This is a genomic window from Variovorax durovernensis, assembly GCF_977011995.1.
The window spans coordinates 6044034-6057465 of record NZ_CDRNCW010000001.1 but is presented as its reverse complement, the minus strand read 5'-3'; the positions used below and the strand labels follow the sequence as shown (position 1 = coordinate 6057465).

General features: G+C 70.8%; 3 protein-coding genes. 2 read left to right on the top strand and 1 reads right to left on the bottom strand.

What is annotated here, in order from left to right; translation table 11 throughout:
- Position 1: 1 nt before the first annotated feature.
- Positions 2 to 820, bottom strand: coding sequence for a helix-turn-helix domain-containing protein (locus ACWV14_RS28610; protein WP_454905018.1), 819 nt, complete (start codon positions 818 to 820; stop codon positions 2 to 4).
- 226 nt (positions 821 to 1046) lie between these two features.
- On the opposite strand from ACWV14_RS28610, the gene ACWV14_RS28605 reads away from it, so the two are divergent.
- Positions 1047 to 9131, top strand: coding sequence for an SdrD B-like domain-containing protein (locus ACWV14_RS28605; protein ID WP_454905016.1), 8085 nt, complete (start codon positions 1047 to 1049; stop codon positions 9129 to 9131).
- Entirely contained in the window at positions 9128 to 13402 is a 4275-nt protein-coding gene (locus tag ACWV14_RS28600; protein ID WP_454905014.1) for an OmpA family protein, read from the top strand. Before ACWV14_RS28605 ends, ACWV14_RS28600 begins: the two co-directional genes overlap by 4 nt.
- Positions 13403 to 13432 lie beyond the last annotated feature (30 nt).

Sequence of the window (13432 nt, the reverse complement as noted above, 5' to 3'; positions counted from 1 at the left end):
CTCAGGCCGACTGCGCCGGCATCGGCCGAGCCGCTCGTGCGTTGCGATAGGACGAGGGCGTGAGCCCGAACCGCTCGCGGAACGCTGTCGAGAAATTGGCCGCGCCGGAGAAGCCCACCGCGTGCGCCACTTCTTCCATGTTGAGTGCGGAGCTCGCCAGCAGGCGTTGCGCCTCGACCAGCCGCATCTCGCGCACGAACTCGTACACGGTGCGCCCGGTCTGCTCGCGGAATGCGCGTGTCAGCCGCTTCTCGTGCGTGCCCACGCGCGCCGCCAGTTCGGGCAGCGCGGGCACGCTCGCAAGGTTGGACAGCACCAGCCGTTCGGCCGCCTGCGCGATCACGCGGTCGGCGTTGTCCGAGCGCGCGTTCTCCAGCACGCTCTCGGCCTGGGCCATGCAGGCCTGGGCATGGCTGCTGCTGCTGGCCAGCGCCAGGTGCACCGCCACGCGCGCCAGCACTTCGGAGGGGTCGAAGGGCTTGAGGATGTAGTCGACCGCGCCTTCGCGCAGGCCCGCGATCCGCTCGTCCACTGCGGTGGACGCAGTCAGGAAGATCACCGGAATGCGCGCGGTCGCGCTGTCGGCCTTCAGCAGCCTGCAGGTCGTGAAGCCGTCGGTCGTGCCCATGCGCACGTCCAGCAGCACCAGGTCGGGCTGCAGCGCCGTGACGCGGCGGTAGCCCTGCAGCGCATCGAACGCAAGGCTGATGCGGTGGCCCGCGCCGCGCAGCGCGCCCAGCAGCAACTGCAGCTCCTCGATGTTGTCGTCGATGACAAGGATGTGCGCGCGCCGGGGGGGTGTGGTCGACCAGTAAGACATGCGACCAAGCGTATGGGAACAGGCCGGAAATGCTGCGTGACTAAGTTCACGTTTCGTTGCATTCGTAAACAATTGTCATCTAGCGCAAACCTTTTGTCCTGAATCCCAAAAGCCGCTCCCGGAGAGTGCTTCGAGACTCCCGCACTTTCCGGAGCACCTCGCCGCACCTAGCGGCGCCCTGCAAGTGGTCGGTGCCCGGTCCATCAGAGCCATCACGAGGGACGGGATGTCCAGGACCCCATCGAATCTGCCGGGCGCGTCGGCGCGACGCGACCTGTTTTCCAACTCCGCGCAGGCGCTCTCGGGCCGCTGGCGGCGAGGGCTGGCACGCCTTGCCGTGCCGCTCGCGGGGCTGCTGCTCGCGGCGGCCGCGCATGCCGTGCCCCAGATATCGAGCCTGGTCCACGACCCCGACATTCTTCCCGCCGGCGGCACGGTCACCAGCACGGTCACCATCGCCGACACCGACAGCCTGCCGATCAACGCGCCCGGGGCCTCGTTCACCTACACGATCCCCGCGAACGCCATCTACATGGGCACCGCCGCGGTCCCTTCGGGCACCTGCAGCGCCGACGTGGCCGTGGGTTCGGCCGGAGAGGGCACGCTGACCTGCTCGGGCATCACGCTCGCGGCCAACGAGCGGCTCGACTTCAAGGTGCTGCTGCGCACGCAAACGCAGGGCACGCTGATCGTGACCGCCACGCCCAGCGGCGGCGGCGCCAGCGAGACCAAGGCCATCACCGTGAACCAGGGCGCCGACGTGGCGGTGTCCATCAACGCGCCCGCCACCGCGCCGAGCGGCTCGACGGTGCCGATCGTCTTCACGGTCACCAACAACGGCCCGGACACCAGCACCGGCTCGACGCTGACCTATCCCATTCCCACGGGCCTGACGGTCTCCGGCGCCAACCTGCCTTCGGGCTGCTCGGTCAGCGGCAGCCAGCTGACCTGCAACGTGCCGGCCACGCCGGCCACCGCGGGCAACAACACGCGCACCTTCACCATCAACGGCGTGGTCACCGCGGGCGCGGGCTCCACCATCACGCACCAGCCGGCGGTGGCGCCGGCGGGCTCGGTGGGCGACGGCGTTTCCACCAACAACAGCGCCACGGCCAACACCACCGTGACCGCGGGCTACGTGCTGGCGCTCGCCAAGAGCCATGACGGCGGCCAGGTGCTGGTCGGCCAGCACTTCAACTTCAAGCTGAGCCCCAGCTTCAGCGGCAGCCCGCCCACCGGCGTGACGCTGACCGACACCATCCCCTCCAACTTCGCGATCCAGCCGCCGATCAACCCGCCCGCCGGCTGGAACTGCTCCGTCAGCGGCCAGACGGTGAGCTGCACGCGCAGCAACATCGGCGGCAACAACGGCGCCAGCGTGGCGCTCGGCGACATCCTGGTGCCGGTCATCGCCATGACTGCCGGCACCGGCGTCGTCAACGAAGCCACGGTGAACGCGACCGGCCCCATCGTCAGTTCGGCCACCGGCAGCGTGCCGGTCGACGTGGCGCCTTCTTCCGCCGACTTCCGCGCCGACAAGCGCCGCAGCTGGCCGCAGAACAACGTGCCGCTGGGCCAGGCCTTCGACTACCAGGTCGGCAGCACCAACCTGGGCGGTACGCGCCTGCTGGCGGGAAGCACCATCCAGCTGGTGGACGACGTGCCTGCCGGCGTGCAGATCAACAGCGTCACGCAGCGCGACGGCTACACCTGCACGGTGACCAAGGGCGGCGCCACCGTCAACCCTACGCCCGCCGTGCCCGTGCCCGGCCCCGCGACGGTGACCTGCACGCGCACGCTCACGGCCGACATCGGCGTGGACCAGTCGAACGGCAGCAGCGCGCGCAACGGCGGCTACATCATCGTGAACGCCACCATTCCGGCGCTGCCGCCGGGCGGCGGCCAGGTCGTCAACAGCATGTGCGTGAACGTGGCGCTGCCCGCCGCCGCGCCCACGCTCGGCGCCGACCCTGACGGCAACACCGGCAACGACTGCGTGAGCCTTGGCACCGGCGTGAACGACAACGCCACCGCCGCCGACGTGAGAGTGCTCAAGCGCGTGGTGGGCATCGGCGACAGCGCCGGCAATCGCCAGATCGCGGGCCAGGACATCACGTGGCAGATCGAGGTGGTCAACGACGGCCCCTCCGAGGCGCAGAGCGTCGTCGTCACCGACACCTTCGCACAGGTGATCGGCGCCGGCAGCGTCTCGCAGACGGCCAACGGCGGCACCTTCAGCGGCACCTGCGCGCTGCCGGCCAACGGCGGCGGCTTCGGCAGTGCCTCGCTCTCCGGGTGCACGCTGTCGACCCTGCCGGTGTGCCGCGCCAGCACCGACCCCGCCAGCGCCTTGCCGCTGTGCCCGGTCATCCAGGTCGTCGCCAGGCACTACGGTGACGGCGCATCGGCCACCGATCACGGCTTCCAGATCAACAACACGGCGCGCGCCGTGGCGGCCACGCCGGCCGACCCCAACCTGGCCAACAACGACGGCAGCACCATCGCCTACCTGCTCGCGCGCAGCGACGTGACGGTCACCAAGTCGGCCAGCCCCGGCTCTGTGCCGGTCGGCCAGCTGCTCACCTACACGTTGACCGCCATCAACCGGAACGTGCCGCAGAGCCTGAGCCGCGCCTACGCCGTGAGCCTGACGGACACGCTGCCGGCCAACCTGATGTTCATCGAGGCAATCCCCTCCGGGGGCGGCACCTGCGGCACGACACCGCTGAAGACGCAGCCCACGGATGCCACCAACAACCAGCTCGTCTGCACCTGGAGTTCGCTCGACCGCAACGTGCAGCAGACCGTCACGGTGCGCGTGCGGCCGCTGTACGCGCTGCTGGTGCTGGGACAACCGGACGTGACCAACAACGTGGCCGTGAAGACGGAAACACCCGAGCTCGACACGGCCAACAACGCAGCCAGCGTCACGACTGCGGTCACCGCGCCGGATTACGACCTTGTCGTCACCAAGCACGACGATGCCGACCCGGTGAACGTGGGCGACGACGTCGGCTACACCATCACCGTGTCGAACAACGCCGCGTCGACCGCCGAAGGCGTGCGTCTTGTCGACATCCTGCCTCAGGCCCTGCCGACCGGCGAAGCCGCGCCCACCTTCGTGTCCGCCAGCGCGCCGGCGGGCATCGTCGTCAGCAGCCCGGCGGTCGGTTCGTCCGGCGGGCAGGTCACCTTCACCATTCCTTCGCTTGGCGGCAAGCAAAACGCGGCTGGGGCGACCGGAGAACTCGACTCGCTGCAGTTCCGCGTGGTGCTGCGCGGCGTGTCCCGCGGCACCTTCCAGAACAACGCCAAGGTCGACTTCAGCAGGGCCGAACAGAACGCCTACGACAAGCGGCAGGACAACAACACGGTGGCGGAGAACACCACCTTCCGCTTCAAGGCCGACGTGCAGGTGGTCTCGAAGGCGGCCGTGGTCAAGGGCACCAGCACGCCGCTGACTACCGCGTCGTCGGGCCAGCCATTCGACTGGCTCGTGCAGCTGCGCAACAACGGCCCCGACAGCGCCGAGACCACCAGCTTCACCGACACGCTGCCCACAGCCCTGGTGCTGGACGGCACGCCCGTGTTCACCGTGACCGTCGGCAGCTTCACGCCCGCGGCGCCCACCTGCACCGGCGCCTCCGGCGGCACGTCTGTGACCTGCGCGATCACGTCGATGCCCGCCAACGGCACAGCCACCGTGCGCATTCCGGTGCGCTTCGCGAGCGGCAATCCGCCGGCCAACGGCACGGACATCGTCAACCGCGCGCACATCGTCACCACCGGCTCGGGCGACACCAACGGCGGCGCCGACCCCAACGCGGGCAACAACTTCAACGAAGGCCGGGTGACGGTGCAGAACAGTGCGCTGTCCGGCCGCGTCTATGAAGACCTCAACGGCAACGGCCAGGTCGATGGCGACGAGTCCGGCATCGCCGGCGTCACCATGAGCCTGACCGGCACCGACAGCCTGGGCAATGCCGTCTCGCTGGTCACCACCACGGACGGTAACGGCAACTGGGGCTTCACCGTGCCCGCCGGCACCTACAACGTGGTCGAGGCCCAGCCCGCCACGTACCTGCCGGGCATCACCCGCGCAGGAAGCGTCACCGGCGTGGGCAGCGCGCAAGGCAGCGTGCCCACCGGCGGCGCCGGCGTCACCAGCGGCCCGAACGGCTCCAACGCCAACCGCATCGACAACATCGTGCTCGGCACCGGCGGCACTTCGTCCGCCAACAACTTCGGCGAGGTGCGCGCGTCCAGCCTGGCCGGCCGCGTCTACCAGGACGCCGACTACAACAACGCCGCGAGCGCGGGCGACCCCGGCATCGCGGGCGTGACCGTCACGCTCACCGGCACCGACATGTTCGGCAATCCGGTGTCGAAGACCACCACCACGGCCACCGGCACGGGCAACTACGCCTTCGGCAGCCTCACGCCCGGCAACTACACGCTGACCGAAACCCAGCCCGCGGGCTTCGCCGACGGCAGCGACGCGGCCGGCACGGCAGGCGGCACGGCAGGCAACGACGTGGTGAGCGCTATCGCCTTGCGCTCCGACGTGAACGCCACCGGCTACGACTTCGGCGAGCTGCTCAGCCGCATCAGCGTGCGCGTGTTCGTGGACGCCAACAACGACGGCGCTCCGCAGCCCGGCGACACCGGCATTCCGAACGTGGAACTGCGCCTCACGGGCACCGACGCCGCTGGCAACCCGGTGAACATCGTCGCGGTGGCCACCGGCGTGGACGGCGGCTACGAGTTCCGCAACGTGCCACCTTCGGGCGCCGGCGGCTACACCATCACCGAGACGCAGCCGGCCAACTACGCGCCGGGCAAGGCCAACAACAACGGGCAACCGGGCACTCCGCAGGCCGGCGGCAACGCCATCACCGGCGTGACCGTCTCGGGCACCAGCGTGCCGCTGGTGCAGGGCGAGTACTACTTCGGCGAGCTGCTGCCCGGCGGCATCTCGGGCCGCGTGTACTACGACCGCAACGGCAACGGCGCGCAGAACACGCCGGGCGAGCCGGGCATCGCGGGCGTGACCATCACGCTCACGGGCACCGACGTGAACGGCCAGAGCGTCACGCGCACCACCACCACCGACGGCAACGGCGACTACAGCTTTCCGAACCTGGCGCCCGGCACCTACACCGTGACCGAGACGCGGCCGCAGGGCTACGAGCCCGGCATCACGCGCGCCGGCAACGTCAGCGGCGCGGGCAGCACGGCGGGCAGCGTGCCCACCGGAGGCAGCGGCGTGAGCAACGGGCCCAACGGCTCGACCGCCAACGTGATCCAGAACATCGTGCTCGGCGCGGTGGGCGCGGGCTCGGCCGGCAACAACTTCTCGGCCGTGAAGCCCGCGAGCCTGGCCGGCTACGTGTATGCCGACGTGGCGCCGTCGAACGGCGTGCGCGACAGCGCCGAGCCCGGCATCGCCGGCACCACGGTGCGCGTCACCGGCACCGACTTCCTGGGCAACGCCGTGGACCGCACGGTGCAGACCGGCGCCGACGGCGGCTACCTGTTCGACAAGCTCGTGCCCGGCACCTACCAGATCGACGAGACGCAACCCGCCGGCGTGGCCGACGGCCCCGAGTCGCTCGGCACCGTGAACGGCGCCCCGCGCGGCGTGGCCAACCCGGGCAACGTGAACGACCGTTTCGGCGGCATCGCGCTGGTGTCGGAAGACGTGGGCATCGACTACAACTTCGGCGAGCGCGGCGGCCAGATCGCGGGCTGGGTGTACGTCGACAACAACAACGACGGCGTGCGCCAGGCCGGCGAGCCCGGCATTGCCGGCGTCACGCTCACGCTGACCGGCCGCTCGGCCAGCGGCCTGGCGGTGAACGCCACGGTCGTCACCGACGCCACCGGCCGCTACGTCTTCACCGGCCTGCTGCCGGCCGACGCCGCGGGCTACACCATCCGCGAGACGCAGCCCGTGACCTATGCCGACGGCCTCGACGCCGTGGGCACGCTCGACGGCGTGCCCAGCGGCACGCTGGGCAACGACGTCATCGGCGCCATCGCATACCGCGGCGGCAACGGCGACAACTACAACTTCGGCGAGCGCGGAGCGTCGCTGGCGGGCACCGTCTACAACGACGCCAACCGCAACGGCACGCGCGAGCCGCAGGACTTGCCCATTCCGGGCGTGACCATCACGCTCACCGGCACCGACGCGGCGGGCCAGCCGGTGACGCGCACCGCCGTCACCGACGCCAACGGCCGCTACGAGCTGCCCGGCCTGCCGCTGCCCGGAAGCGGCGGCTACACCGTCACCGAGACGCAGCCCGCCGGCTACGAGGACGGCATCGCCGTGCCCGGCACCCTGGGCGGCACCGCGCAGGGCCCGAACCAGATCCGCGTGAACATCACGGGGCTCGACGCGCGCGGCACCGGCTACGACTTCACCGAGCACAGCAGCCAGCCCGCCTCGCTCACCGGCAACGTGTGGTTCGACCAGAACCACAACCGCAGCCGCGATTCGGGCGAGGGCAACGGCGAAGGCTGGACCGTGGAGCTGCTGCGCTGCGCCGACGGCGGCAACGCCTGCGCCGAGAACGCGGCCACCGTGCTCTACAGCGTGACCACCGCGGCCGATGGCGGCTACCGTTTCGGCGACCTCGTGCCGGGCGAGTACCGCGTGCGCTTCCGCTCGCCCGACGGCCGCTACGTGGGCGGCGTGTGGCCGACCGACGCATCGCAGAACGGCGCCGGCGGTCCGTACCCCACGCCTTCGCCGAGCGATCCGCGCTTCACCATCAAGGTGCGCGTGAACCCGGGCGCCAACGTGCAGAAGCAGGACTTGCCGTACGACCCGGGCGGCGTGGTGTACGACAGCGTCAGCGGCACGCCCGTGCCCGGCGCGGTGGTGCGACTGGTGGGCCCGCCCGGCTTCGACCCCGCGCAGCACCTGCTCGACGGCCGCGACAGCTACACGACCGGCCCGTCGGGCTACTACGACTTCTTCGTGCTGCCGGGCGCACCGGCCGGCGAGTACCGCCTGGTGGTCACGCCGCCGGGCAACTACCTGCCGTCGTCGATCTATCCGGCGGCCGCCGGCGCGCTGGGCACGCAGTCGTGCTCGCCGCCGCCCAGCGGCCCGGCGCCCTCGCAGACCAACCCCTGCGTGGTGAGCCCCGGCGCGGCGCTGGTGCCGGGCGCGGGCTACTACCTGGTGTTCCAGATGCCCGGCGGCGGCGGCCAGCACGTGGTGGCCAACAACATCCCGCTGGACCCGTCGGACGCCACGCTCATCGAGCTGCGCAAGACCACCTCGAAGCTCACCGTGAAGAAGGGCGAGCTGCTGCCGTACCGCATCACGGCGCGCAACACGCGCGGCAACCCCGTGCCGGGCGTGGCCGTGGTCGACACGCTGCCGCCGGGCTTCCGCTACGTGCCGGGCTCGCTCACCGTGCGCAGCCTGCCCGGCGGCGTGGCGCTGCCGGTGGTGCCGCAGCTCAACGGCCGCCAGCTGGTGGTGCCCGGGCAGAACTTCGCGCCCAACGAGACCAAGGAATACCTGATGGTCGCGGGCGTGGGGGTCGGCGTGGGAGAGGGCGAGTTCGTCAACCAGGTCGTCGCCACGCAGGGCGTGGGCGGCCGCACCTTGTCGAACCTGGCCACCGCCACAGTGCGCGTGGTGCCCGACGCGCTGTTCGACTGCACCGACGTGATCGGCAAGGTCTACGACGACAAAAACGCCAACGGCTACCAGGACGAGGGCGAGCCGGGCATCGCGAACGTGCGCATCGCCACCGTCAACGGCGTGCTGGTGACCACCGACGCCGAGGGCCGCTACCACATCGCCTGTGCCGCCATTCCGAAGGAAGGCACCGGCAGCAACCTGGTGCTGAAGCTCGACGAGCGCACGCTGCCTTCGGGCTATCGCACCACCAGCGAGAACCCGGCGGCCGAGCGCGCCACGCGCGGCAAGGTGCTGAAGATCAACTTCGGCGCCACCGTGCACCGCGTGGTGCGGCTCGCGCTGCAGGGCGCGGCCTTCGAGGACGGCGGCGCCGCGCTGCGCGCCGGCTTCGTGCCCGAGCTCGACCGCACGGTGAGCGTGCTGGCCGAGAAGACATCGGTGCTGCGGCTGGCCTACCGCGCCGCGCCCGGCGAGCCCGCATCGCTGGGCCGCCAGCGCACCGACGCGGTGAAGGCCGCGGTGCTCGCGCGCTGGAAGCAGTTGGGCGAACAGCGCGCCCGCGCCGACGGCAATGCGCCGCCGCTGTTCAACCTCGACGTCGAGGTCGAACTGGTGCCCGCCGCCACGCAGGAGGGCAGCAAGCCATGACCCGCCCCTTCGCACAGAACCCGAGCCAGCGAGCCGACATGAAAAGAAAGCTACCCAAGCGCATCGCCCTCGCGGGCGCCGTCACCGCCGCCTGCATGGGCATGGGGCTCGCGGACGCGCAGGAGTCGGCCGTGCGCGGCCGCATGCACGACCAGGCCGCGGCCGACCCGCGCGCCGTGGACATCGACGGCGCGCGCCACTTGCCGCGCAGCAGCGAGCGCGAGCTGCCCAAGGCCACCTTCGTGCTGGGCGACGCAAGCGCGCCGGCCGCCGTCGCCGGCCCGACGCCGCCGCCCGTGCCGGGCGCCGAGCGCAGCGACACCGGAGTGCCGCATTTCGAATCGGGCGCCGACGGGCTCGCGCCGGCAGACCGCGCGCAGCTCGACCGCATCGCCGAACAGGTGAAGGGCCGCGACGGCCTGCGCTTCGAGATCGTCGGCCACACCGACACCCAAGCGCTGAGTGCGAAGTCGCGCGAACGCTTCGCCGACAACCATGCGCTGGGGCTGGCGCGAGCGCAGCAGGTGGCGCGCTACCTCACGCAGCGACTCGGCCTGCCCGAAGACGCTGCTGCGGCCACCTCGCGCGGACCCGACGTGCCCGTGGCCACGCCCGCCACCGACCCGGCCAACTGGGCCGCCAACCGCCGCGTCGAAGTGCGCGTGTACTGGCGCGATGCGCCCGTTGCCGTCGCTCCCGCGCCAGCAGTGGCCGACCCCGGCGTGTGTCGCACATTCACTGCCTTCGGCACCGACGATGCACCGCTGCGCCTGAGCGTGGACGGCCAGCTGCTCACGGCCGATGGCAAGGCCGCTGCCGGCGACGGCACCAGCAGTGCCGACCGCCAGCGCTGCGTCGACGTGCAGCTCGAGCGCAACCAGCTGCGCCTGCAGTACGACAACCTCTCGCAGCCGCGCCGCCTGAGCGCCAGCGCCTGGCCCACCACGGTCGTGGCAGGCGACACCGTGCGCTTTGCCGGCTACAGCAACTACCTGCTGTTCACTTCGAAGGCCGAGCTGCGCGTGTTCACCGCCAACGAGGCGATGCAGCGCCGCCTGGTCGCGACCGTGCCGCTGGACGCCGCATTGCGCGGCGAATGGCAGGTGCCAGAGGGCTTGTTGAACCGCCTCGCCGAAGGTGCGAGCGGCAAGCTGTATTACCGCGTGCGCGTGTACGACCGCCAGGGCCGCTTCGACGAGACTGACGATCTCTCGCTCACGCTGGCCCAGCGCCACAGGCCCGAGACCGGCACACCGCCCGACCCGGCGCGCGAGCTGCTGCGCGGCTATGGCATGAACAACATCGCCATTGCCAACATTCCGCTCGCCGCCGGCACCGTCACCGCCAGCGGCGCGGCCATCCGCCCCGGCGAGACGGTGCGCGCGCTGGGCTTTGCCGTGCCGGTGGACGAGAGCGGGCGCTTCGTGTTCCAGCAGCTGGTGCCGCGCCGCGTGCAGACCGGCGAGATCGCAGTCACCGACGCGCAGGGCGCCACGCGCGCCTATCGCCGCGACTTCGAGCTGCCCGCGAGCGACTGGTTCTTCGTCGGGCAGGCCGACCTCACCGTGGGCAGCAACAGCGTGAGCGGCCCGGCCGCGATCATGACCAACGACAAGAACCGCTACGGTGGCGGCGGCTGGAGCGAAGGCCGCATCGCTGGCTATGCCAAGGGCCAGCTCAACGACCGCTGGACGCTGACGGCCAGCGTCGACACCGAGGAGCGCCCGCTCAAGGAGCTGTTCCGCAACCTCGACCGCAAGGACCCGACCTCGCTGTTCCGCCGCTTCGACCCGGAGGATTCGTGGAGCACCTTCGGCGACGACTCCACCGCCATCCAGGACGCACCCACGCAGGGCCGCTTCTACCTGCGCGTGGACGACGGCCGCTCGCAGGCGATGTGGGGCAATTTCAAGCTCAACTTCGGCGACACCGAACTCACCCGCGTGAGCCGCGGCCTCTACGGCTTCCATGGCCGCTACCTGGGCGAGGAGTCGACCTCGTTCGGCGAGGCGCGCCTGAAGATCGACACCTTCGCGGCCGAGCCCGGCACGCTGGCCGCGCGCGAGGAATTCCGCGGCACCGGCGGCTCGCTCTACTACCTGCGCAACCAGGACATCACGCGCGGCGCCGAGCGCGTGACGCTGGAAATCCGCGACAAGGACTCCGGCTTCGTGCTCAAGCGCACGCAGCTCGTGCCGAGCTCCGACTACGAGATCGACTACCTGCAGGGCCGCGTGCTGCTGTCGGCGCCGCTGCCCAGCCTGTCGGACGACGGCTCGCTGGTGCGCGCCGGCGGCTTCACCGGCATGCCGACCTACCTGGTGGTGGACTACGAATACACGCCGCTCACCACCTCGCTCGACACGCTCGCCGTGGGCGGCCGTGTCTCGTGGTGGGCCAACGACCATGTGGGCGTGGGCGTGACCGCGTCGCGCCAGGACCAGATCGGCGGCGACCAGCGCCTGGCCGGCGTCGACCTCACGCTGCGCAAGACCGAGAACACCTACTTCAAGGGCGAGTTCGCGCGCAGCAGGGGCCCGGGCACTGGCCAGCTCGACTCGATGGACGGCGGCTTCAGCTTCACCGGCCGCAACGGCGCGGTCGGCAACACGCTGGGCAACGGCCCCACCGGCAACGCCAGCGCCTGGCGCCTCGAAGGCCAGGCCGACCTGGGCGACTTCGACATTCGCGGCGGCGGGCGCGTGAGCGCCTATGCGCAGTCGCGCGACGCCGGCTTCTCCGCGCCTGGCCAGTACGCGAGCAACGCCACGCGCCAGGTCGGCGTGCAGGCCACCGTGCCCTTCGGAGAGAAGGTCGAGAACGGCGAGCTGCGCCTGAAGGCCGACCGCCGCGACGAGCGCGATGGCTACAACAGCAGCGTGTTCGACGCGCAGTACTCGCTGGCCCTGACGCCCGAGTGGAAGCTGGGCCTGGGCCTGCGCTACGACGAAAAGACCGGCGACGCGCTCATCACCAGCCCGTCGTTGCCGACCACGCAGGCGGTGTCCGGCGAGCGCGCCGACGCCGCCGTGCAGCTCGAATACACCGGCAGCGACCGCTGGAGCGCCTACGGCTTCACGCAGAAGACGCTGCGGCGCACCGGCACGCGGCTGGAGAACGACCGCCTTGGCTTCGGCGGGCGCTACCGCGTCAATGACAAGCTGGCGCTGCGCGGCGAGCTGTCCACCGGCGACGGCGGCTTCGCGGGCAAGGCCGGCGTCGACTACCAGTACGACGACCGCTCCAACCTCTACATGACCTACGTGTCCGACACCGGCCGCACCGACGAGAACCTCATCGGCCGCGGCGGCACCCTGGTGACGGGCGTGCGTTCGCGCGTGGGCGACGGCCTCACGATGTTCACCGAGCACCGCCAGGCCACCGGCACGCAGCCGGGCCTCACGCATGCCTACGGCGTGCAGTACGCGCCCGACACGCGCTGGACCTTCGGCGTGAACTTCGAGAACGGCTGGGTCGGCGCCGAGACGCTGGGCGCCACGCGCCGCGAGGCCGTCGCCTTCAGCACCGGCTATTCGAGCGAGCGCCTGAAGTACAGCGGCGGACTGGAGTACCGCAAGGACCGCACCACCTCCGAGACCCGCAACAGCTGGCTGCTGAAGAACTCCTTCACCTGGAAGGTGGACGACGACTCGCGCTGGCTCGGCAAGTTCAATTGGGCCGACAGCGACAGCAGCACCGGCGTGCTGGCCGCGGCCAAGTACACCGAGGCCATGCTCGGCTACGCGCTGCGCCCCGCGTTCAACGACCGGCTGAACCTGCTGTTCAAGTACACCTTCCTGTACGACCTGTCGTCGCCGGGGCAGGTGGTGTCGAGCGGTGTCGATTCCAGCCTGGGCACGGTGTCGACCACCGCCGTCGACTACCAGCAGCGCAGCCACGTGTTCGCCATCGACGCCACCTGGGATCTCAACGAGCGCTGGACGCTGGGCGGCAAGTACGCCTGGCGGCGCGGCGACCTGCGCGCGAGCCGCGACAGCTCCGCGCCGTGGTTCAAGAGCTCGGCCGAACTCGCGGTGCTGCGCGTCGACTGGAAGCTGGTGCGCAACTGGGACTGGATGGTCGAGTGGCGCTCGCTGCGCGCCAGGGAACTGCAGGACCGCAAGAACGGCTGGGTCACGGCGGCGTACTACCACGTGAACGAGAACCTGAAGGTCGGCGTGGGCTACAACTTCACCGACTACTCGGACAACCTCACCGACATGAGCTACCGCAGCAAGGGCTGGTTCCTGAACGTGCTCGGCAAGTTCTGAGAGGCGTGCGCTGACGCGGCCTCGGCGCGC